Genomic DNA, 20,457 nt, shown 5'->3' with positions numbered 1-20,457 from the left:
CGGTCGTCGCCGCCGGTTTTGTCGCTGATCCTCACACGATCTCAGGTTCGCGGTCCCGGCGGGGCGGAGGAGGCCAGGATCACGCCACCCGGAGGGCTGCGACAATGGCCCTGTGGAAGCCGCACAGCCTGCCGACCGCGCACCGACCGACGCCACCCCGCCGCAGGGCCAGCCGCCGGTCCGGCCGGGCGGCGGCCCGACCCCGCCCGAGGGTCAGCCCGCGCTCGTCGCGGAGCAGGGCGAACCGGCCGCTGCGGGGGACACGCCCGCGCCGCCCGCCGGCAAGGAGAAGGCCCGCTCCGAGCGGTCGCCGAAGGACATGGCGCTGTCCCTGCTGATCCTGCTGGTCCCGATCGCGCTGCTGCTCGCCTTCTACCGCGGCTTTCTCGGCGGCGACTCGCCGGTCACCGTCGACCCGGCGCCCGCGCTGGAGCAGGCCCGCTCCGCGAACGTCTTCCCGGTCAGCGAGCCGACCGGGCTGGGCGACGACTGGCGTACGGTGAACGCCCGCTTCCGGACCGAGGCCGACGGCTCGACGCTGCGAATCGGGTACGTGACCCCCGAGGGCCGGGGCGCCCAACTCGTGGAGAGCAACGTGCCGGCGGAGAAGCTGCTCCCGGCCGAGCTGAGCGAGGGCCGGCCGCAGGGGGCGGCCGACATGCCCGGCGGGCTGAGCTGGCAGCGCTACACCGCCCGCGGCAACGAGCAGGCGCTCGTCCTGCTGGAGCCGAACCGCACAGTGATCGTGGTCGGCGACGCCGGGGAGACGGAGCTGCGCAAGCTCGCCACGTCGCTGCGCTGACGTCCTCCCTCCGGGTGAGGCGGGATTGCGGATCCCCGCTTCCGGGAACAGAAGGGACATCGAGCCCGGACGACCCACCTGGAGAGGTTGACGTGAAGATACGACGCTTCAGCGCCACCGCGTTCGCCGCGGCGCTGCTCATTCCCGGCCTGGCGGCCTGCAACGGCGACGGGACGACCGCCGGTGCCTCCGCGACCCCGAGCGCCTCCGGCAGCGTCGCACCGAGCGCTACGGCGTCCAGCAGCGCGGCCAAGCAGGCCCTGCTCGACTCCACGAACGCGATCCGCGAGGGCAACTTCAAGTTCACCATGACCGGCGCGGGCTCCACCGCCGAAGGGCAGGTGCACGAGCCGAGCCAGAGCGCCGACATGCGGATGACCATCGGCGACCCGTCGTCGGACCTGATGATGAAGCTGGACCTGATCCACGCCAAGCCGGACAGCTGGGTCAAGCTGGAACTCGGCGGCACGGCGGCCGCGCAGATCCCCGGCGTGAAGAACCTCAACACCGGCAAGTACCACCACCTCGACCAGAACCGGATCAAGGGCAACCGATCACTGGGCTTCGACTTCGAGAAGCTCGACCCGGCCGGCAGCACCGTGCTCACCCAGGGCATCACCGAGGTGCGGCAGACCGGCGAGGGCGCGTACGAGGGCACCGTCGACGTGTCCAAGGCCGCCGAGGCGGGCTCGCTCGACCCGGCCGTGATCACCGCGCTCGGCGCGCAGGCCCAGTCGGTGCCGTTCACCGCCAAGGTCGACACGCAGGGCCGGCTCAGCGAGATGGTGCTCAAGATCCCGGCGGCCGGGCAGAACGCCGCGCAGGACCTGAAGATCACCTACACCGACTACGGCAACGCGGCGGCAGCCCAGAAGCCCCCGGCCGACCAGGTCGTCGAGGCGCCCGCCGAGCTGTACAACCTGTTCAACTGAGGTCTGTGGTGGGGTTCGGCGATCGCGCCGGACCCCACCGTCAGTCCTCGGCGCGCTGCCGGGCGGCGTCGATACGGGCGCGCGCGCCGTCCAGCCAGCGCTGGCACACCCCGGCGAGCTGCTCGCCGCGCTCCCACAGGGCGAGCGACTCCTCCAGCGAGGTGCCGCCGGCCTCCAGCTTCTCCACCACCGAGGCCAGCTCGGCGCGGGCCTGCTCGTAGCTGAGCTGCTCTTCCTTGGTCGTACTCGTACCGGTCATCGTCTCTCTTCCCTCAGCCGTCGACGGTGGCGGTCAGCTCGCCCTCGGCGAGGCGTACCCGCAGTGGATCGCCCTTTGCCACCTCGGAGGCCGCGCGGACGACGTGGCCGTCGGCGCGCTGCACGATCGCGTAGCCGCGCTCCAGCGTGGCCGCCGGGGACAGCGCGCGCAGCCGGGCCAGCGTGTGCCGCAGGTCGTCGGTGGCACCCCGCAGCCGGTGCTCCAGGGACCGGCCGGCGCGGTCGCGCAGCGCGGACACGTCCACGGCCCGCTGCTCGACCATCACCTGCGGGCGGGCCAGCACCGGGCGGGAGCGCAGCAGGTCGATCCGGTGCTGCTCCCTGTCGACCAGGTGACGAACGGCGCGTTCCAGCCGGGACCGGGCCTGGCCGATCAGCCGGACCTCCTCGGTCAGGTCCGGCACGATGCGCTTGGCCGCGTCGGTGGGGGTGGAGGCGCGCACGTCGGCCACGTAGTCGAGCAGCGGCGCGTCCGTCTCGTGGCCGATCGCGCTGACCACCGGTGTGCGGCAGGCGAAGACCGCCCGGCACAGCGTCTCGTCGGAGAAGGGCAGCAGATCCTCGATGCCACCGCCGCCCCGGGCGATGACGATCACGTCGACCGCCGGATCGGCGTCGAGCACCTTGAGCGCGCCGACGATGTCCGGCACCGCGCTCGGCCCCTGCACGGCCACGTTGATCGTGCGGAAGTCGACGGCGGGCCAGCGGCGGCGGGTGTTCGTCAGCACGTCCCGCTCGGCCGCCGAGGCGCGGCCGGTGATCAGGCCGACCCGGCCCGGCAGGAACGGCAGCCGCCGTTTGCGGGCCCGGTCGAACAGGCCCTCGGCGGCGAGCAGCTTCTTGAGCTTCTCCAGCCGGGCCAGCAGCTCACCGAGGCCGACCTGGCGGATCTCGTCGGCGCGTAGGCTGAGCGTGCCCCGCGCCGCGTAGAACTCGGGCTTGGCGTGCAGCACCACCCGGGCGCCCTCGCGCAGCTCCGGCGCGCCCGCGTCCAGCACGTCGCGGTTCGTGGTGACGGTGAGGCTGAGATCGGCCGACGGGTCGCGCAGCGTGAGGAAGACGGTGCTCGCGCCCGGACGGCGGCTGATCTGCGCCACCTGGCCGTCGACCCACACCCAGCCCAGGCGGGCGATCCAGGCGCCGACCTTCTGGCTGACCACCCGGACCGGCCACGGCTCCTCGGGCGTGCTGCGCCCCTCCGGCCTGCTCTGCCCGTCCTCTCCCGCGCTCACCAGCCCACCCTACGGCCCGGGCCCGACAGCGCCCGCGTGCGCCTCGCGGCCGCTGCCGCACGGGAGAGCGGCACGTACGATGGGCGGGTGACTGACGCTGAGACGACTCCCCGGACCGGCAAGCGCGTGCTCCTGGCCAACCCCCGCGGCTACTGCGCGGGCGTGGACCGGGCGGTGCAGACCGTCGAGGAGGCGCTGAAGCTCTACGGCGCGCCGATCTACGTGCGCAAGCAGATCGTGCACAACAAGCACGTGGTGCGCACGCTGGAGGCCCAGGGCGCGATCTTCGTGGAGGAGAACGAGGAGGTGCCGGAGGGCGCCACGGTCATCTTCTCCGCCCACGGCGTCGCCCCCGAGGTGTACGAGCAGGCCAAGGAGCGCTCGCTGCGGGCGATCGACGCCACCTGCCCGCTGGTCACGAAGGTGCACCACGAGGCCCGGCGGTTCGCCGCGCAGGACTACGACATCCTGCTCATCGGCCACGAAGGGCACGAAGAGGTCATCGGCACCGCCGGTGAGGCGCCCGCCCACATCCAGCTCGTCGACGGCCCGGACGGCGTCGACAAGGTCACCGTGCGCGACCCGGAGAAGGTGGTCTGGCTCTCCCAGACCACGCTGTCGGTGGACGAGACGCTGGAGACCGTGGCCCGGCTCAAGAAGCGGCTGCCGCTGCTCCAGTCGCCGCCCAGCGACGACATCTGCTACGCCACCTCCAACCGCCAGCACGTGGTCAAGGAGATCGCCCCCGAGTGCGACGTGGTGATCGTGGTCGGCTCGCGTAACTCCTCGAACTCCGTCCGGCTGGTCGAGGTGGCGCTGGACGCCGGCGCCCGCGCCGGACACCTTGTCGACTTCGCCCACGAGATCGACGACGCCTGGCTGGCCGGCGCGAGCACGGTGGGCGTGACCTCCGGCGCGAGCGTCCCGGACGAACTGGTCCAGCAGGTGCTCACGCACCTGGCCGAGCGCGGCTTCGGCGACGTCGAGGAGATCACCACGGCGGACGAGCGGCTGACGTTCTCGCTGCCGCAGGAACTCAAGCGCGACATGAAGGCCGCGGCGGCGCGCGGCTGACCGGGAACGGAACGGCCGTCCGCCGCGTCCAATCGACCATGAAGACTCCTCGCACGGTGCTCGTCGCACTGCTCGCCGGCCTCGCGCTGACCGCCTGCGCCGCACCCGGCGACGGGTCCGCCGATCCCAGCCCGAGCCCGAGTACGACGGGAGCCGCCCCGGTGACCAGCCAGCCCGATCCCGGCACCAGCCCGAGCCGGCCGGACCCCTCCTGGAAGGGCGGCCCGTCGACGCCTCCGGGTGTCGGCGGCACCGTCATCACCGGCACCGTGCAGGCCGGGGTCGAGCCGAACTGCCTGCTGCTCGACGGCCACCTGCTGGTCGGCGGCCCGCGCGACGTGCTCAAGGCCGGCGCCCGGGTCGAGGTCACCGGCCGCCCCGAACCGGGCATGATGACCACCTGCCAGCAGGGCACCCCGTTCGTGGTGGAGTCCGCCCGCCCCGCCTGACGACACGAAGGAGCCCCGCCCCCTGCGAGAGGGGACGGGGCTCCGTCGTGTCAGCGGCTCAGTTGACCGCGAGGACCTCCACCGAACCGCGGCCGACGACCGCGCCCTCGGTGGTGGTCACGGCCATGTCGCCGTACAGCTCCCGGCCGGCGGCCGGGGTGGACAGGGCGGTCACCGAACCCGTGAGGGTGGCGGTGGCGCCGTTGGCCAGCGACAGCGGCGTGGACGGCGCGGAGAGCGAGCCCAGCGCCGGGGAGGCGAACGAGTCCCGGTAGTCGTACGCGGTGCTCGGGTCGCTCATCGAGTAACCGTCGACCACGACGCGGTAGGTGCCCGGCGCCGGGTTGGTCAGCGTGACCGCCTCCTCCGAGTCACCGTCGGCCGACTGGCCCACCCGGGTGGTGCCCAGGAAGACCGTCAGGTCCAGGTCGGCGCTCAGGTCGGACGGGTTGCCGATCCGCGCGGTGAACGAGGTGGCGCCCGCCGGCACCTCCACCAGGTACTCCTGGCTCGCGCCCTGGGTGATGCTGGGCCGCTCGGCCCGGACGCTCGCCAGCGGCCCGCCGACGCCGGTCACCTGGACCGGGCCGAACGTGTTGGTCAGCTTCCAGCTCACCGGAGCCGGCGTGCCGGCGGTGACCGACGGGAGCTGCACCACGGCCGGCTCCACCTTCACGCCCTGCACGCGGGCCTGCAGCCGGAACGGGTTGTCCAGCGCCGGCGAGGTGCGGCGCGCCTCCACCTCGATCTCCCACACACCCGGGATCGGGTTCTGGTAGTCCCGCTCCTGCGGCTTGCAGACCGCGGCGTCGGAGAAGTTGGTGTAGCAGGCGGTGCTGGCGGTGCTCTCGACCGGCACGCCGTACGGGTTGATGGCGATGAAGCGGGTCTGCGAGCCGGTCGCGATGCCGGACAGGTTGACCTGCAGCGCGCCCGCACCCGGCGGGACGGTCACGAAGTACGACCGGAAGTTGTTCCGCTCGACCGAACCCTCGGCCGAGAAGGAGTACGCCGGAGCGGACACCGGGTTCGAGGCGACCACGACGGTGGCGACCTCGAAGTCGACCACGTTGGTGGCCGGGTCGTCGACGGTCATGATGGCGCCGTGGGCGCCGGCCGTCATCGGCTTGGCCTTCACCTTGACCGTGACCGTCGTGTTCAGCGGCAGCCAGACCACCTTGGGAGCGGAGTAGGTGCCGTCGTTGCCGAGGAACGCGACCTCGTGCTTGATGCCCTTGTTCGGGCCGCTGGTCCGGGTCAGCTTCACCTCGTAGTGGCGGCCCTCCTTGACCTTCTGGCCACCACGGTCGGCGGCGCAGCGGTTGTAGAGGCCGGTGCCGACGTTCGGGTTCGGCACGAACGTGCCGGAGGCCCGGTCGTAGCGGGTCAGGTTCGGCGACAGCTCGGTGCAGACCGGCGCCTCGGAGGTGTACGTGCGGGTCGGCACGCCCTTGGCGAGCAGGCTCCACGCGCCCGGCACGTTGAACATGCCGTAGCCCTGCGCGTACGTCGGGACGCCGGCGATCGGCTGGGCCGAGGTGTAGACGGCCCGGCGCAGCGCGGCCGGGGTGACGCCCTTGCCGGTCGCCTTCGCGGCCGACAGCAGCAGCGCGGCGGCGCCGGTGGCCTGCGGGGCGGCCATCGAGGTGCCGTTGAGCATCTGGTAGCCCGGGGGCAGCGGGTAGCCCGCCTCCGGCACCGGGTTGCCCGGCTGCCAGGTCGGCGCGGTGGAGATGGCCGAGCCGGGGGCGGCGATGTTCGGCTTGAAGCCGCCGTCCTCACGCGGGCCGCGCGAGGAGAAGTTGAACAGCGCGTTGTCCTTGCGGACCACCGAGCCGTAGTTGGCCAGCCAGGTGTCCTTGCTGACGCTCGCCGCGACGCTGACCACGTCGGTGGCCACCGACGGGTCGCCGACGGTGTTCAGGCCCGGGCCGGAGTTGCCGGCCGAGATGAACAGCTGCACGCCGTAGGTGTTGATCAGGTCGTTGTAGAGGACCGCGCGGGCGTTCGAGCCGTCGTTGAGCGCGGGCAGGCCGCCGATCGACATGTTCACCACGTCGACCTTGCGGTTGATGACCAGGTCGGCCATGCCGGTGGTGAGCGCGGCGGCGGTGCAGCCGCCACCCCACGAGCAGGCGCGGGCGGAGACCAGCTTGGCGCCCGGGGCGGCGCCGTCGAAGGCGCTGTTGCCCAGCATGTCGTTGGCGGCGGTGATGCCGGCGACGTGGGTGCCGTGGGTGCTCTCGATGATGCCGATGTTGACGTAGTCGACCAGGCCGGGGCCGCCGACCGGCGCGGTGTTGACGTTGCGCCGGTACTCGACGACGAACGGGATCTGCTCGCGTACCGCGGTGGCCGGGTTGTCCGTGCCGAAGTGGCCGACCTGGAACCGCTCCTTGTACGGCCGCATCACCTCGTCGTCGGTGAAGTCGTTGTTCTGGTTCGCGTCGACGCGGACGTCACCGTTGGCCGGGTTGTAGAGCACGCCCCAGAAGTCGGTGGTGTCGCCGTCGCGGTTGAGGTCGCCGCGCGCGTCGCTGTTCGCGGTGATGTTCTCGCGGAACACGTTGAACCGGTAGTTGCCGGCCGGCGCGGTCCAGGTGCCCAGCGAGGTGGTGAACGACGGGCCGCTGACGTCGGTCAGCATCGGCCGCCAGGAGGCGTCCTCCAGCGGGTCGGTCGCGGTGACCCAGTCGACGATCTTGCGCTCGCCGGTGGTGGTCGTCTGCAGCGCCGGCTGGTCGAGGTCCACACCGGAGTCCATGATGCCGATGGTGACGCCGCGGCCGTCCCACTGCGGGTTCGCGGCCTTGAAGGCCTCCGCGCCGGTCTCGTTCGTCGGCATGTACGGGTTCACCGCGCCGGTGTCACCGCCCGGGCCGGCCAGCGTCTGGGCCTGCGAGGCGGTCTTCGCGCCCTTCGGCGCCGCCTCGGGCGCCGGGTCGGGGAGCTTGATGGTCTCGTCCAGGTCGACCGCGGCGACGCCGGGCAGCGTGGCGGCCTTGAGCGCCTTGTCGGTGGGGACCTTCGCCAGCACGTACCCGATCTGGTCGTAGCGCTGGCTGACGGTGGCGCCCAGGCCGGCCAGGCCGTCGACGACCTTCTTGGCCGAGCCCTTCTTCGCCGCGATGATCATCGTGACGGTCGGCGCGTTCTTCGCCTCGGCCTCGTCGAGCAACTTGGCGTCGTGTGCGCCCAGTGCCTTCGCGGCGGTCGGCTGCGAGGGTTGCGGGGCGGCGGGGGCGGCGCTCGCGGTGCCGGCGCCACCTCCGACGGTCAGGGCGCCGGCCGCGAGGACCGAGGCCAGGAGCGCGGCGGACGGACGCCGGCTGCGCGTGCGGGGTTTACTCAACGTTCTCTTCCTCCAGAGAACAGGGCCCTCGAGGGGCAGGGCACGTGTGACGGTGATCCTGCGTGTCAGGACGACACGTGTCACTACCCGGCCTGGGTTTGTGATCAGTCCGTGACACAGATCGGTCTACGTCATCACGTGCGACGTGTTAAGCGTCGACGTCCGTCGACCTCTCGGCCGATGTGGACGGCGCGCCCAGCAGCTCCGGCGCCTGCGGCTGCCTCGGCGCCAGCTCGACCTGCGCGGGTGCGGCCAGCTCGTCGCCGGAGACGCCCAGCTCGGCCAGCTTGCGCGCGCTCACCAGCACCCGCGCCTCCAGCGAACCCACCGCCCGGTTGTACGCCGTCACCGCCCCGCTCAGCGAGCTGCCCAGCTTGCCGACGTGATCGCCCAGCGTGGACAGCCGCCCGTACAGCTCACGGGCCAGCGAGTGGACGGCTGCCGCATTGTGCGCCAGCGCCTCCTGCCGCCACGAGTAGGCCACAGTGCGCAGCAGCGCCACCAGCGTCGCCGGGGTGGCCAGCACCACGTTGCGGGCGAACGCGTGCTCCAGCAGTGTCGGGTCGCGTTGCAGGGCCACGTCCAGGAACGGGTCGGCCGGCACGAACAGCACCACGAACTCCGGCGTCTGGTCGAACGCCGACCAGTAGGACTTGGCGGCCAGGCCGTCCACGTGCGCGCGCAGGTGCCGGGCGTGCGCGTCGAGGTGGGTGTCGCGCCCGCGCTCGTCGCGCGACTCCATCGCGGTCAGGTACGCGTCGAACGGCGCCTTGGCATCCACCACCACCGTCCGGCCGCCGTGCAGCCGTACCACCAGGTCGGGGCGTACCCCCTGGTGGTCGGTCGCGGCGGTGACCTGCTCGCTGAAGTCGCAGTGCTCCAGCATGCCGGCGGCCTCGACGATGCGGCGGAGCTGGTGCTCGCCCCAGCGGCCGCGCACCTGCGGCGCGCGCAGCGCGGCGACCAGCTGCTTGGTCTCGGTGCGCAGCTCACCCGAGACGGCGCTCATGGACCGCACCTGCTCGCGTAGCTCGGCGTAGGCGTCGACCCGGTCCCGCTCCAGCTCGGCGACCCGCTGCTCGTAGCGGCGCAGCGTGTCGTGCAGCGGCGCCACCGCGCGGGCCACCGCCTCCTGGGACTGCGCTGTCGCCTCGTAGCTCAGCGCCCGCATGGACTGCTCCAGCCGGCCCTCGCCGGCCTGCGTGGCGGCAAGCGTCGCCTCCAGGCGGGCGATGTCCGCCGCCGAGCGCGCCCGGGCGGCCAGCCAGCCCACCGCGCCGCCCGCGGCGAGGCAGAGCAGCACCACGGCCAGCGTCGCAAAGCTCATGGCCAAGAGCTTGCCAAACGGGTACGACGAGCGCCCGGTGGGTACGTTCGAGTCATGGAGTTCGCGTTGTGGCTGTTCCTGATCGTGCTGCTCGGAGGTGCACTCGTGTTCTGGCGACGGGGGAGTAGATCGCGCCGGTCGAACGAGCTGGCCGACGCCCGCGCCGAGGCGCAGCGGTGGTACGAGCGGCTCGGCGGCCAGCTGATGAACCTGCACGGCGACGCCCCGGCGGTCCGGCAGGCGCTCGCCGACGCCGGTGAGCGGTACAACGCGGCCGGTTCGCAGCTGGAGCAGGCGGGCACGCCGCGCCAGTTCGCGCTGGCCCGGGAGACCGCGCTGGAAGGGCTGGCGTACATCCGGGCGGCCCGGACCGCGATGGGCATCGACCCGGGCCCGGAGCTGCCGCCGCTCGCCGCCGCCCAGGGTGCCGGCGCGCTCACCAAGGAGCGCCAGGTCGACGTGCAGGGGCAGACGTTCCGGGCCGGACCGCAGCCGGGGAACGCGACGCCCTACTACTACCCGGGTGGCCGGTTCCAGGGGCGGCCGGTGCCGGCCGGCTGGTACTCCACGCCGTGGTGGAAGACCGCGCTCGGCGCCGGCGTCGGTGTGGTCGGTGGTCTCCTGATCGCCGACGCGCTGTTCTCGCCCGCGTTCGCCGACCCCGGGTACGGCTACGACGCCGGCTACCAGGAGGGCTTCGGCGACGGCCAGGACTTCGGCGACCAGGGCGACATGGGCGGTGGCGACATGGGTGGCGGTGGCGACTACGCCGGAGGCGACTTCGGCGGTGGCGGGGACTTCGGCGGCGGCGACTTCGGTGGCTTCGGCGGCGGCGACTTCGGCGGCGGCGACTTCTAGCCGGCGCCGCCGCGCCGGACACCGCGCCGGAACGCCGCGCGTCGGACGGGCCGCTCGCGGCGCGCTCGGCGCACGCGTTAAGAAGGGCCCCCTCTTATGCACGAGGCGTTAAGAGGGGGCCCTTCCTTACACCTCAGCCGGTGTTGCGCATGCCGGCGGCGATGCCGTTGACGGTGGTCAGCAGCGCCCGCTCCAGCGCCGTACCGTCGTTCGGGGCCCGTCGCCCACCCGGCGCGGTCGCCACCGCCCGCCCGGCCGCGCCGGATTCGCGGTACTGCCGCAGCAACGCCACCTGGAGGTGGTGCAGCGGCTCCAGGTAGGTGTCCCGCACGGCGAGCGTGCGCTGCAGCACGGGGGAGTTCTCCAGCAGCGCCGGTGAGCCGGTGACGGCCAGCACCTCCTGCTTGGTCAGCTCGTACTCCTGCTCGATCTTGTCGAAGATCGGGTGCAGCTTCTTCGGCACCAGCGTCTCCACGTACCGCCGGGCGATGTCCAGGTCGGTCTTGGTCAGCATCATCTCGACGTTCGACAGGAACGTGCGGAAGAAGTGCCAGTTCCGGTTCATCTCGGCGAGCACGTCGGCCAGCCCGGCCGACCGCGCGGCGGCCAGCCCGGAGCCCACGCCGAACCAGCCCGGCACGATCTGCCGGGTCTGCGTCCAGCCGAACACCCACGGGATGGCCCGCAGGCCGGACAGGCCGGCGCCGGTGTTGGGGCGCTTCGCCGGCCGGGACCCGATGTTCAGCGCGCCGAGCAGCTCGGTCGGCGTGGAGGCCCAGAAGTACGCGGGCAGGTCCGGGTCCTCGACCAGCGACCGGTACGACCGGAACGCCGACTCCGAGACCACGTCCATCGCCGCGTCCCAACGCTCCAGCATCTCGGCCGGCTGCCGGGGCGCGGTGTGCAGCAGCGTGGCCTGGAGCACCGCGGCCACCGTCAGTTCCAGGTTCTCCCGGGCCAGCGCGGGCAGCGTGTACTTGTCGGAGATGACCTCGCCCTGCTCGGTCACCTTGATCGCGCCGTCGAGCGTGCCGTACGGCTGGGCCAGGATCGCGTCGTGGGTGGGGCCACCGCCCCGGCCGACGGTGCCGCCCCGGCCGTGGAACAACCGCAGGTGTACGCCGTGCCGCGCGGCCACGTCCCGCAGCGCGCGCTGCGCCCGGTGGATCGACCACTGGCTGGTGGTGATACCCGCCTCCTTGTTGGAGTCGGAGTAGCCGAGCATCACCTCCTGCACGTCGCCCCGCGCCGCGACGAGCGCCCGGTACGCGGGCAGCGACAGCAACTCGTCCAGCAGCTCACCGCCGGCGTTCAGCTCGGCCGGCGTCTCCAGCAGCGGCACGATGCCGATGCGGGCGCGCCCCGAGTGCACGTCCACCAGGCCGGCCTCGCGGGCCAGCACCACGGCGGCGAGCACGTCGTCCACGCCGAGCGTCATCGAGATGATGTACGACTCGATGACCTCGGGGCCGAACCGGTCCTGCGCCTCGCGGATGGCCGCGAACACGTCGAACGTCTTGCGTGCCGACTCGGTGAGCGGGCTGTCCTGGGTGGAGAGCGGCCGGCGGCCGGTCAGCTCGTCGGCGAGCAGCTTGGTGCGCTCCAGCCGGGACAGCGCCGGGTAGTCGGACACCTCGCCGACGGCCTCGTAGAGCTGGGCCAGCACCTCGTGGTGCTTCTCCGCGTGCTCCCGGATGTCCATGGTGGCCAGGTGCAGGCCGAACGCGGACACCGTACGGATGGCCGAGGCGAGCCGCCCGACGGCGGTGAGCTGGCCGGAGTTGCGGGCCAGCGACGCGCGCAGCAGCTCCAGGTCGGCGATCAGCTCGGTCGAGCCCCGGTAGTCCCGCCCCGGCACGTGCGGAGTGCCGGCGCGCAGCCGCTCGCGGGTGTTGGCGAGCTTCGCCTTCACGCACCGCGCCTTGAGCCGGTACGGCTCCTCCGCGTTGACCCGGCGGAACCGGGGCGCCACCTCGGGCAGCGCGTCCAGGTCCTTGGCCAGGCTGGCGGACAGGTCGAGCGACACCGCGCGCAGCCGCCGGGAGACGCTGACCTCGGTGATCAGCTCGTCCATCGCCTTCTCGGTGGCGGCGATGCCGTGCTCGTGCTGGATGCGCAGCACCTCGCGGGTGACCACCGGCGTGACGAACGGGTTGCCGTCGCGGTCGCCGCCGATCCAGGTGCCGAAGCTCAGCGGGCGGGACGTCGGGGACGTCTCCACCCCGAGCGTGCGCAGCGTGTCGGCGAGGTCGTCGAGGACCTGCGGCGCGGCCTCGGCGTACAGGTCCCGCAGGTAGTAGATGGCGTTGCGCGCCTCGTCGGTCGGGTCCGGCCGGTCCAGCCGCAGCTCGTCGGTCTGCCACATCAGGTCGAGCAGTTCGGCGAGGCGGCGGTTGGCCGGGCCCTCGTCGCTGGCGCCGTAGAGGATCGCGTTGGCGGTCTCGGTGTCCAGCTCGTCGGCCACCGCGCGCAGCTTGGACAGGATGGACCGGCGGGCCGCTTCGGTCGGGTGGGCGGTGAAGACCGGGCGTACGGCCAGGCGGCGGGCCGCGGCGGCGATCTCCTCGGCCGGTACGCCCCGCTCGGCGATCATCTTGGCGGCCTGGTCCAGCCAGCCGCCGTGGGTGGCGCGGCGGCGGCGCAGGTCCCGGGCGCGGTGCACCTGCTCGGTGATGTTCGCCAGGTGGAAGTAGGTGGAGAAGGCGCGAGCGAGCTTCGTGCCGGTGGTGACGTCGAGCCCGGCGAGGCGCTGGGCGGCGGCCGGCGCGTCGGAGCGGACCTGGGCCCGGATCTCCTCGACCAGGTCGAGCAGCGGCCGGCCCTCCTGACGGGCCAGGGTCTGCCCGAGCAGCGTGCCGAGGCGGCGGATGTCGGCCCGGAGAGCGGCGTCGGGGCCGTCGTGGTCGTGCTGGTCGGTCACGGTTGCGCTCCTTACGCGAGGACGAAGGACAGCGCTGTCCGACTCCCCTGGATCGTATCCGCGTACCCCCGGGGGACAGGAGGGGGACCGCGTGATGATCTGCACTCTGGGACGGCCCGCCGGTCAACCCCGGTCGACGGCGTGCCGACCCGGCTCCGGGCGCGGCCGGGCGCGGAACATGGTCGCGGTGAGCAGCCCGGCCAGGCCGGCGACCACCCAGATCAGCAGGCCGGTCAGCGCCCATCCGCCGCCGCGCCAGTCGAAGTAGATGGCCGATTTGAACAGGTCGGTGGCGAGGCCGGGCACGTTCCAGCGGTGCATGCCGCGCAGGAACGGCGGCAGGAACTCGGGCGCGTAGATGCCGCCGGAGCCGGGGTTGCCGAGCACCACGAGCAGCAGGATCACGATGCCGGTGCCGAGCAGCCCGAGCCAGCCCTGCACGGCGGCGGCGACCATGCCGGCCGCGAGCGCGGCGAGCGCGCCGACTGCCGCCACCGTCGCCACGTGACCGGCGAACACGCCGAGCACCGGTCCGACCAGGATCGCCCCGATGACGCCGAGCAGGAGCGCGTGCACCGCGAGCGTGGCGATCCGCAGTCCGGCCCGGCGCAGGCTGCGTGGGCTGGTGCCGAGTGAGATGCCCAGCGCCGTGGACGCCAGGTAGCCGCCGAGCACCACGCCGACGGCCAGGTAGAACGGGACCAGGCCGCGCGGGTCGTCGGCGGAGACCGGCACGTCGTCGGTGACCTCCAGCGGCACCTCGGCCTGCCGGGCCGCCTCGGTGAACACGTCGGTGACGAGTTCGGTGGCGGCGGGCGCTCCGGCGCTGGCGGTGGCGAGCGTCAGGCCACCGTCGGGGGAGGAGCTGAGCACCGCGTACACCGACCTGTCGTTGAGCCCGTCGTCGGCGGCGCCGCGGCTGTCGTACCCGACGGGTTTGATCGTGTCGGTGCGGGCGCGGACGGCGGACATCACGGCCTGGGCCTGCTGGTCGCCGGTGACGACGGCGACCGGCACGTCGCGCGGGTCGGGCTTGTGCAGCGCGCCGACGTAGGCGGCGATGAACGCGCTGGCCAGCGCCAGGGTGCCGAGGATCAGCGCCGCCGTGCGCGGCAGCCAGTCCCGGGTACGCAGCTCCGGCTCGTCCTCCACGCGCTCAGCCTATTGGCGGCATTTGCCTGGCTGAGGCGGTTTCGTCAGGGCGAAAACCGCTGGTCCGGGCCGATAGCGTCGGGCCATGCAGGCACCCATCTATCCCCCCAAACCGAAGCCGGGCGACCGGGTCGCGGTCGTCTCGCCCTCCGCCGGCCTGCCGGGTCTCTTCCCCCACGTGTACGAGCTGGGGCTGCGCCGGCTCCGCGACGAGTTGGGGCTGGAACCGGTGGAGTACCCGACCACCCGCGTCATGGGCGCCGACCCGCGCGACCGGGCACGCGACCTGATGGCCGCGTTCACCGACCCGACGATCACCGCCGTGCTGGCCACCGTCGGCGGGGACGACCTGATCACTGTCACCCCGTACCTGAACGACGAGGAGCTGTGGGCCAACCCGAAGCCCTACTTCGGCTACTCGGACAACACCAACGTGCTCAACCACCTCTACCGGATGGACACCGTCGGCTACCACGGCGGGTCCGTGCTGGTGCACCTCGGGCGCTCCGGGAAGCCGCACCCGCTCACGCTCGACTCGCTGCGCGCCGCGCTGTTCACCTCCGGCTGGTACGAGCTGACCCCCGCCTCCGAGTGGGGCGACGAGCCGTGCGACTGGCGCGACCCGGCCACGCTCGCCGAGGAGCCGCCGATGTACCCGTCCGAGGGCTGGCGCTGGCACGGCCCGGCCCGGGTCGTGCAGGGCCGCACGTGGGGCGGCAACCTGGAGATCGTGCACTGGCTGGCCGCCGCCGACCGGGTGCCGTCGGCCGCCGACCTGGCCGGTTCGGTGCTTCTGGTGGAGACCTCGGAGGAGATGCCCCCGGCCCAGGAGGTCTTCCGGATGGTGCGGAACCTGGGCGAGCGGGGCCTGCTCGCCGGCTTCCCGGCGATCGTGGTGGGCCGCCCCAAGGCGTGGGACTTCGACCGGCCGCACACGGTCGCGCAGCGGCTGGCCTGGGCCGCCGACCAGCGGGCGGCGATCCTGTCGGCGCTCGCCCCCTACAACGACGACCCGGTGGTGGTCTTCGACGTCGACCTGGGCCACACCGACCCGCAGGTGATCATCCCGTACGGCGGCGAGATCCGCGTGGACGCGGTCGACCGCCGCATCGCCGTGCGCTACTGAGCCCACAGCTCGCCGCCCGCCGCCCACCGCCCGCCTGCTCGGTGGAACGGCATGGGTGTCTACGTCGCCGTTTGACACCCATGCCGTTCCACTCACGCCTCGAAGTGGCGGTTCAGTGGAACGCTATGGGTGTCTCAGCGCCCTTTTGACACCCATGGCGTTCCACCCGGCGCTTGGCGGCGCTTGGCGGCGTGGGTCAGGCGGCCACGACGGCGAACGCGCGGACCGGGAACGTGCCCATGCCGGCCACCCGCGGCGGGGCGGCGGTGAACCGGAAACCGGTCGGCGGCAGCGCGTCCAGGCCGGTCAGGTGCTCCACGATCGGCACCCCGGCGGCCAGCAGACCGGTGTGCGCCGGGCGCTGGCCCGCCGCCGCCGGAGTCATGTCGTCGATGTTGATCGAGTCGATGCCGACAAGCGCCGCGCCCGCCTCGGCCAGCCACTGCGCGCCGTCACCGGTCAGGTAGGGCGCGTCCGGCGCGGCGTACCCGTCGGTGCCGAAGTGCGCGTCCCAGCCGGTGTGCAGCAGCACCGCGCACCCGGCCACGTCGTACGGGGCGAGCATCAGCTTGTCCACCGCCCGGGTACCGGCCGGCACCCGTACCACCAGGCCGGGCAGGTCGGCGAGGCGGTCCAGCGGCACCCCGGTCAGGTCCGGCCCGTCGGCGAAGCGGTGCGACGGCGTGTCCACGTACGTGCCGGTGTTGGCGATCATGTCGATCCGGGCGACGTGGAACTCGACGCCCGGCGCGTACCGGCCCCGGGACGCCTCCCGGGTCAGCCACTCGCTGATCGCCGGGCCGGGCCAGCCGGGCAGCGTGACCAGCCCTTCGGCGATCACGTGACTCAGTTCGACGAGCTTCCGCCCACCGGAGGCCGGCACATCGAGGCCCCGTCCGCCCTTGTGCGGCTCCTCGACGACGGTCCGGTTGGTGATCCGTACCTCGCCGGCCATGAGCAGCCCGAGGTGCCGGACCAGCAGCGCCGCCACCTCGTCGTCTGTGACATCCGGGTGCGGCACGTCCAGCCGGAACCCGTCCGTGCGCAGGCCACCACCGTTTGCGAACTCCACCTCGGCGTCGAAGACCGCCCGATACTCGACCATCCGCCCACCGCATCACGTGCCGTGGCGGAGCGTCAAGATCCGCAAGCTGGGCGGGCCCGGATTGTCGGGAGAGGGGGATAGGCTCGGACGGTGCACCCCCCGTCCGGCTGGACGCGGGGTCGTCGTCGTGTGTCGATCCGCTGGAAGTGATCACTGATGCTCACCGGACTCTTCTCCGCCGCCCTGGCCGACCCGGGGCTGGCCCGGGCGCGTGACCTGGCGCGCTCCGGTGCCGCCCAGGTCGACGGGCTCGACCTGACCGCCCCCGCCGCGCTGCGCCCGTTCGCGGTGGCCGCGGTCGCCGCCGACGAGCCGGCCGGCGGCGCGGGCCGCCCGGTGCTCGCGGTCACCGCCACCACCCGGGAGGCCGACGACCTGGCCTCCGCGCTGGGCAGCCTGCTGCCGCCGGAGCAGGTGGCGGTCTTCCCGTCCTGGGAGACGCTGCCGCACGAGCGGCTCTCGCCCCGCTCCGACACCGTCGGGCGGCGGCTGGCCGTGCTGCGCCGCCTGGCCCACCCGGACGCGGCCGACGCGCACGGCCGCACCGGGCCGCTGCGGGTCGTCGTCGCACCGGTCCGCTCGCTGCTCCAGCCGCAGCTCAAGGGCCTCGGGGACCTGGAACCGGTGCAGCTCGCCGCCGGTGACGAGGCCGACCTCGAAGAGGTCGCCCGCCGGCTCACCGACATGGCGTACGCCCGGGTCGACCTGGTCACCAAGCGCGGCGAGTTCGCGGTACGCGGCGGCATCCTGGACGTCTTCCCGCCCACCGACGAGCACCCGTCCCGGGTCGAGTTCTGGGGCGACGAGGTGGAGGAGATCCGCACGTTCGCGGTCGCCGACCAGCGCACCATCGAGGGCGTCGCGCAGATGTGGGCGCCACCGTGCCGCGAGCTGCTGCTGACCCCTGTGGTGCGCGAACGGGCCGCCGCGCTCGCCGTCGAGCACCCCGAGCTGGCCGAGATCCTGGACAAGCTGTCCGAGGGCATTCCGGTCGAGGGGATGGAGTCGCTGGCCCCCGCGCTGATCGGCGCCGACGCGCTGGAACTGCTCGTCGACTGCATGCCGGCCGGCACCCACGTACTCCTCTGCGACCCCGAGCGCATCCGCACCCGCGCGCACGACCTGGTCCGTACCTCGGAGGAGTTCCTCCAGGCCAGCTGGGCCGCGGCCGCCGTCGGCGGCCAGGCCCCGGTCGACCTCGGCGCCGCCGCCTTCAAGACCCTGGCCGAGGTACGCACGGCGGCCCGCGCCCTGCGCCAGCCCTGGTGGACGCTCGCCCCGTTCGGCCTGGTCGAGGCGGACGCGGCGCCGGCCCGGCAGCCCTGGGAGGACGCGCCGGCCGAGGTCGACGTGACCCCCGACGACGCCATCGCGGTGAGCCTGGCCGCCCAGCCGGCCCCGCTCTACCACGGCGAGACCTCCCGGGTGGTCGACGACCTCAAGCGCTGGGCCGGCGAGGGCTGGTCGATCGCGCTGGTCTTCGAGGGGCACGGTCCCGCCCAGCGGGCCGTCGAGGTGCTGCGCGACGCCGGTCTCGGCGCCCGGCTGACCGAGGAGGTGCCCACCGCGCCCGCGCCCGGCGAGCTGCTCGTGTCGTGCGGCTGTCTGACCGCCGGCTTCGTCGACGAGGCGTCGAAGTTCGTGCTCCTGACCGGCAATGACGTCACCGGCGGCCGGGGCACCTCCACCCGCGACATGCGCAAGATGCCCAGTCGGCGGCGCAACACCATCGACCCGCTGGAGCTGAAGGCCGGCGACTTCGTGGTGCACGAGCAGCACGGCATCGGCCGGTACGTCGAGCTGGTGCAGCGCACCGTCAACGGCGCCAGCCGCGAATACCTGGTCATCGAGTACGCGCCGAGCAAGCGCGGCCAGCCCGGCGACCGCCTCTTCGTCCCCACCGACCAGCTCGACCAGCTCTCCCGCTACGTCGGCGGCGAGCAGCCCACGCTGCACAAGATGGGCGGCTCGGACTGGCAGAAGTCCAAGGCGCGGGCGCGCAAGGCGGTCCGCGAGATCGCCGCGCAGCTCATCCAGCTCTACGCCGCGCGCAAGGCGTCCAAGGGGCACAACTTCGCACCCGACACCCCGTGGCAGCGGGAGCTGGAGGACGCGTTCCCCTGGCAGGAGACGCCCGACCAGCTCGCCGCCATCGAGGAGGTCAAGCGGGACATGGAGCAGACCGTCCCGATGGACCGCCTGATCTGCGGCGACGTCGGCTACGGCAAGACCGAGATCGCGGTACGGGCGGCGTTCAAGGCGGTGCAGGACGGCAAGCAGGTGGCGGTGCTGGTGCCGACCACGCTGCTCGTGCAACAGCACTACAACACGTTCGCCGAGCGGATGAGCCAGTTCCCCGTGTCGATCCGGCAGCTGTCCCGGTTCCAGACGCCGAAGGAGACCGAGCAGACGCTGGAGATGGCCGCCGCCGGTACCGTCGACATCGTCATCGGCACCCACCGGCTGCTCCAGGCGTCCACCCGGTTCAAGTCCCTCGGGCTGGTCATCATCGACGAGGAGCAGCGGTTCGGCGTCGAGCACAAGGAGCACCTGAAGACGCTCCGTGCCTCGGTCGACGTGCTCGCCATGTCGGCCACCCCGATCCCGCGCACGCTGGAGATGGCGATCACCGGCATCCGGGAGATGTCGACCATCGCCACCCCGCCGGAGGAGCGGCACCCGGTGCTCACGTTCGTCGGCGCGTACGACGACCGGCAGGTGGCCGCGTCCATCCACCGCGAGCTGCTGCGCGACGGCCAGGTCTTCTACCTGCACAACCGGGTCGAGTCGATCGAGAAGACGGCCCGCAAGCTGCGGGAGCTGGTGCCCGAGGCCCGGGTCGCGGTGGCGCACGGCCAGATGGGCGAGGAAGCGCTGGAGAAGGTGATGGTCGGCTTCTGGGAGAAGGAGTTCGACGTCCTGGTCTGCACCACGATCGTCGAGTCCGGCATCGACATCCCGAACGCCAACACGCTCATCGTCGAGCGGGCCGACCTGCTCGGCCTGGCCCAGCTGCACCAGATCCGCGGCCGGGTCGGCCGGGGCCGGGAGCGGGCGTACGCGTACTTCCTCTACCCGCCGGAGAAGCCGCTCACCGAGAACGCGCACGAGCGGCTGGCCACCATCGCCCAGCACACCGAACTCGGCGCGGGCATGTACGTGGCGATGAAGGACCTGGAGATCCGTGGCGCCGGCAACCTGCTCGGCGGCGAGCAGTCCGGCCACATCGAGGGTGTCGGCTTCGACCTGTACGTCCGGATGGTCGGCGAGGCCGTCTCCGCCTTCAAGGGCGAGAGCACGGAGGAGGAGACCGAGGTCAAGGTCGACCTGCCGATCGACGCGCACCTGCCGCACGACTACATCGGGGTGGAGCGGCTGCGCCTGGAGATGTACCGCAAGCTCGCCGAGGCCCGCGACGCCGAGCGGCTGCGCGAGGTGGTCGCCGAGATGACCGACCGGTACGGCGAGCCGCCCGCCCCGGTGCAGAACCTGGTCGCGGTGGCGCAGTTCCGGCTGCTGGCCCGCCGGTACGGGCTCACCGACGTGTCGATGCAGGGCAAACACATCCGGTTCGGCCCGTTGCCGCTGCCCGACTCGAAGCAGATGCGGCTCAAGCGCTACCACCCGGACTCGGTCTACAAGCAGGCGCTCGACCAGGTCAGCGTGCCCCGGCCCAGCACCCGGCGAATCGGTGGCGAGCCGCTGCGCGACCAGGCGCTGTTGGAGTGGTGCGGGCAGCTCCTGGCGGATGTCCTGGGCAAGCCCGAGGAGCTGGCCGGTGTTGCCAGCCCCGCAGTGGCGAGCGGACGATGACCCGGCAAGCCCGAGGAGCTGGCTCGTGCGGTCCCG

The 20,457-nt window shown here is 72.8% G+C and carries 14 protein-coding genes; 7 read left to right on the top strand and 7 right to left on the bottom strand.

What is annotated here, in order from left to right; all coding sequences use genetic code 11:
• Window positions 1-112 precede the first annotated feature (112 nt).
• Both AMK25_RS00870 and AMK25_RS00865 read left to right on the top strand, forming a co-directional pair.
• The gene (locus tag AMK25_RS00870) at window positions 113-802 is read left to right on the top strand and encodes a DUF4245 domain-containing protein (RefSeq protein WP_073825010.1); all 690 of its coding nucleotides are present in this window, start codon (window positions 113-115) and stop codon (window positions 800-802) included.
• Window positions 803-894: 92 nt separating this feature from the next.
• Window positions 895-1,734 carry a hypothetical protein gene (locus AMK25_RS00865; RefSeq protein ID WP_073825008.1) on the top strand — a complete coding sequence of 280 codons (840 nt, stop codon included), beginning with the start codon at window positions 895-897 and terminating at the stop codon, window positions 1,732-1,734.
• Window positions 1,735-1,774: 40 nt separating this feature from the next.
• Here the strand turns inward: AMK25_RS00865 and AMK25_RS00860 are convergent, their stop codons facing one another.
• Window positions 1,775-1,993, bottom strand: a complete 219-nt coding sequence (locus AMK25_RS00860; RefSeq protein ID WP_073825005.1) for an exodeoxyribonuclease VII small subunit — start codon at window positions 1,991-1,993, stop codon at window positions 1,775-1,777.
• A 13-nt stretch (window positions 1,994-2,006) separates the two neighbouring features.
• Window positions 2,007-3,245 (bottom strand): exodeoxyribonuclease VII large subunit, encoded by a 1,239-nt coding sequence (gene xseA / locus AMK25_RS00855; RefSeq protein WP_073825002.1) that lies wholly within the window; start codon window positions 3,243-3,245, stop codon window positions 2,007-2,009.
• Window positions 3,246-3,332: 87 nt separating this feature from the next.
• Between xseA and AMK25_RS00850 the strand changes: the two genes are divergently transcribed.
• Both AMK25_RS00850 and AMK25_RS00845 read left to right on the top strand, forming a co-directional pair.
• Entirely contained in the window at window positions 3,333-4,319 is a 987-nt protein-coding gene (locus tag AMK25_RS00850) for a 4-hydroxy-3-methylbut-2-enyl diphosphate reductase (protein WP_198937418.1), read from the top strand.
• Between the two features lie 38 nt (window positions 4,320-4,357).
• On the top strand, window positions 4,358-4,768 hold the full coding sequence (locus AMK25_RS00845; protein ID WP_030501283.1) for a hypothetical protein: 411 nt from the start codon (window positions 4,358-4,360) through the stop codon (window positions 4,766-4,768).
• 58 nt (window positions 4,769-4,826) lie between these two features.
• Here AMK25_RS00845 and AMK25_RS00840 read toward each other — a convergent pair whose 3' ends face one another.
• On the bottom strand, window positions 4,827-8,120 hold the full coding sequence (locus AMK25_RS00840; RefSeq protein ID WP_073824997.1) for a S8 family serine peptidase: 3,294 nt from the start codon (window positions 8,118-8,120) through the stop codon (window positions 4,827-4,829).
• 148 nt (window positions 8,121-8,268) lie between these two features.
• Window positions 8,269-9,447, bottom strand: coding sequence for a DNA recombination protein RmuC (locus tag AMK25_RS00835; protein WP_073824995.1), 1,179 nt, complete (start codon window positions 9,445-9,447; stop codon window positions 8,269-8,271).
• A 54-nt stretch (window positions 9,448-9,501) separates the two neighbouring features.
• Here AMK25_RS00835 and AMK25_RS00830 point away from each other — a divergent pair, with 54 nt between their 5' ends.
• Window positions 9,502-10,305, top strand: coding sequence for a hypothetical protein (locus AMK25_RS00830; protein WP_073824992.1), 804 nt, complete (start codon window positions 9,502-9,504; stop codon window positions 10,303-10,305).
• Between the two features lie 133 nt (window positions 10,306-10,438).
• On the opposite strand, the gene ppc is transcribed toward AMK25_RS00830, so the two are convergent.
• On the bottom strand, window positions 10,439-13,225 hold the full coding sequence (ppc, locus tag AMK25_RS00825; RefSeq protein ID WP_073824990.1) for a phosphoenolpyruvate carboxylase: 2,787 nt from the start codon (window positions 13,223-13,225) through the stop codon (window positions 10,439-10,441).
• Between the two features lie 123 nt (window positions 13,226-13,348).
• The gene (locus AMK25_RS00820) at window positions 13,349-14,377 is read right to left on the bottom strand and encodes a hypothetical protein (RefSeq protein ID WP_073824987.1); all 1,029 of its coding nucleotides are present in this window, start codon (window positions 14,375-14,377) and stop codon (window positions 13,349-13,351) included.
• Window positions 14,378-14,462: 85 nt separating this feature from the next.
• On the opposite strand from AMK25_RS00820, the gene AMK25_RS00815 reads away from it, so the two are divergent.
• A complete protein-coding gene (locus tag AMK25_RS00815) occupies window positions 14,463-15,503 on the top strand; it encodes a S66 family peptidase (RefSeq protein WP_073824985.1) in 1,041 nt (346 codons plus the stop codon).
• A gap of 196 nt (window positions 15,504-15,699) precedes the next feature.
• Here the strand turns inward: AMK25_RS00815 and AMK25_RS00810 are convergent, their stop codons facing one another.
• Window positions 15,700-16,608: a cyclase family protein gene (locus AMK25_RS00810; protein WP_073824982.1), complete on the bottom strand. Its 909-nt coding sequence runs from the start codon at window positions 16,606-16,608 to the stop codon at window positions 15,700-15,702.
• 156 nt (window positions 16,609-16,764) lie between these two features.
• On the opposite strand from AMK25_RS00810, the gene mfd reads away from it, so the two are divergent.
• Window positions 16,765-20,421, top strand: coding sequence for a transcription-repair coupling factor (mfd, locus tag AMK25_RS00805; protein ID WP_073824980.1), 3,657 nt, complete (start codon window positions 16,765-16,767; stop codon window positions 20,419-20,421).
• The last annotated feature ends 36 nt before the right edge of the window (window positions 20,422-20,457 follow it).

This window comes from Micromonospora sp. TSRI0369, assembly GCF_001905625.1.
Classification (GTDB): Bacteria; Actinomycetota; Actinomycetes; order Mycobacteriales; family Micromonosporaceae; genus Micromonospora; species Micromonospora echinospora_A.
The sequence above is the reverse complement of the archived record's forward strand: the minus strand, read 5'-3'. Positions and strand labels throughout refer to the sequence as shown.

Excerpts from the sequence above, each read along its gene's own strand:
- AMK25_RS00860 (WP_073825005.1), bottom strand. The coding sequence starts at position 1,993 with ATGACCGGTACGAGTACGACCAAGGAAGAGCAGCTCAGCTACGAGCAG.
- AMK25_RS00845 (WP_030501283.1), top strand. The coding sequence starts at position 4,358 with ATGAAGACTCCTCGCACGGTGCTCGTCGCACTGCTCGCCGGCCTCGCG.
- AMK25_RS00835 (WP_073824995.1), bottom strand. The coding sequence starts at position 9,447 with ATGAGCTTTGCGACGCTGGCCGTGGTGCTGCTCTGCCTCGCCGCGGGC.
- AMK25_RS00830 (WP_073824992.1), top strand. The coding sequence starts at position 9,502 with ATGGAGTTCGCGTTGTGGCTGTTCCTGATCGTGCTGCTCGGAGGTGCA.
- AMK25_RS00815 (WP_073824985.1), top strand. The coding sequence starts at position 14,463 with ATGCAGGCACCCATCTATCCCCCCAAACCGAAGCCGGGCGACCGGGTC.
- AMK25_RS00810 (WP_073824982.1), bottom strand. The coding sequence starts at position 16,608 with ATGGTCGAGTATCGGGCGGTCTTCGACGCCGAGGTGGAGTTCGCAAAC.
- mfd (WP_073824980.1), top strand. The coding sequence starts at position 16,765 with ATGCTCACCGGACTCTTCTCCGCCGCCCTGGCCGACCCGGGGCTGGCC.